The sequence below is a fragment of the Candidatus Obscuribacterales bacterium genome (assembly GCA_036703605.1).
Lineage (GTDB): Bacteria > Cyanobacteriota > Cyanobacteriia > RECH01 > RECH01 > RECH01.
Genome location: DATNRH010001069.1, coordinates 1 through 1,505 on the forward strand (window position 1 = coordinate 1; position 1,505 = coordinate 1,505).

At 51.8% G+C, this 1,505-nt stretch carries 3 protein-coding genes; all 3 read left to right on the forward strand.

The window, feature by feature from the left end; all coding sequences use genetic code 11:
* The first annotated feature begins 527 nt into the window (after positions 1 to 527).
* Complete coding sequence (locus V6D20_21860) at positions 528 to 698, forward strand: hypothetical protein (GenBank protein HEY9818430.1); 171 nt, start codon at positions 528 to 530, stop codon at positions 696 to 698.
* 15 nt (positions 699 to 713) lie between these two features.
* Complete coding sequence (locus tag V6D20_21865) at positions 714 to 1,037, forward strand: hypothetical protein (GenBank protein HEY9818431.1); 324 nt, start codon at positions 714 to 716, stop codon at positions 1,035 to 1,037.
* The coding region (locus tag V6D20_21870) for an N-formylglutamate amidohydrolase (GenBank protein HEY9818432.1) at positions 1,034 to 1,505 on the forward strand (472 nt) is incomplete at its 3' end. The genes V6D20_21865 and V6D20_21870, both read left to right, overlap by 4 nt.

Below are 1,505 nucleotides of genomic sequence, written 5' to 3' on the forward strand. Positions count from 1 at the left end.
CTCGGACTGGGGAGCAGCATCATTCGCTCAGGTGCGCTCGCTGGTCAATACAGCAAAGCGTCAAGGCATTTCTGCGTTTGACGCCATTTCCCGTGCCCTTACCTCTCATCAGACCGATTGGCTACTGGATTGAGCAATTACGTTGCGTGCCGCCGAGGGCTTTTTTCTCTTAGCGCTTATGCACTTAGTCACTTAGTGCTTAGTCTTTTAGCCCTTGCTTACTTGCCTTCGGCGATGGAATTATTTTTTGAACAAAAGAACGCTTGAACTACTCTAGTGTATGAGCTAGTTTCTTGTATGCAGTACCTTCAGATAGTTGCGATCTAGTTGAGCAATTACGCTGAGTCAGATGACCGTGAGTTTCGGCAAAGGCTCGAAAAGCCTCTAGATCGTTGATGTTGGGCTCAGCTCCAGGGAGTAGTAGCTTTTTCTGTCGCCTCGATCAATAGCAGCGATCGCTTTTTCGCGCAGATCATCACGATAGGCGGCTGGCATCCTTTGAGTACGGTCGCTTCCAGAGGTGAGCAATGACGCAGGAAAATTTCAATTTCATGGATTTGCTGGACGATGATGCCTGGTTTGAGGCGTCGTCTCGTCGGGAAGAATCGGTAGATTGTGAGGCGCTGGCTGGTTATGGCTGGGGCACTCATTTGGGGGCAGTCATGTCGAGTCCTCAGGGCTACAGCCACGTTGCTTAGTTGCGTTCGATGGTCATGCAAGCCTGGAAGCAACTCGTGAGCGAGTGGGATTTGGGGATTGGGGCAGAAGCGGCAGAAGCGAAAGGCCAGGCACTGATCATGGAACGGCTTCATCGGCCTGAGCCTGAAATTCAAGAAATCCTACTGGCACTGCTGGAGGCAAAGCTCTCCAAGCCCCAAGGAGAATGGGAAATGACTGAATTCGTTCATAGCCAGATTCGAGCTGTCTTTGGCAAGATGCTTACCCAGGAGGATTGGAGGGCGATCGCAGAAAGTGCCAGAGACCGAATCTATGCTCAAGTGCTTAGGCAAGAGCTGGTCGCAGTAGAACGTCTGTGACTTCAATCTTTAAGCTGACACAGCCTACCGTTTCCTCCCTGCCTGTTCTGGCGAATCTTCCCCATAGTGGCCTTCTCGTCCCGGAAGCGATTCGACGGCAGTTCACAGCATCCCATCAAGCTTTTCTCCCTAACCAAGACTGGCACCTAGATCAGCTCTACGACTTTTTGCCAAGGTTGGGTATCACGATGCTGCAAGCGACCCATAGCCGCTATGTGGTGGATCTTAATCGATTGCTGAAGCCTCCCTACTTTGGCAATTTCTGGAGCGCGGTCGTGGCAGAGAAGACTGCCTTCAATCAGCCTCTGTACGAGATCCTGCCTTCACCCAAGGACGTTGAGCAACGGCTAGAGGACTATTACCGCCCCGCCATACCCCTGATAGGTGCCTGCGATCGCCAACGTCGACCTCAAGTCCTCTCTGCTTCTAGTCGATCCAAAATCTGCTGTAAAGCCGCCTTTAGGATAG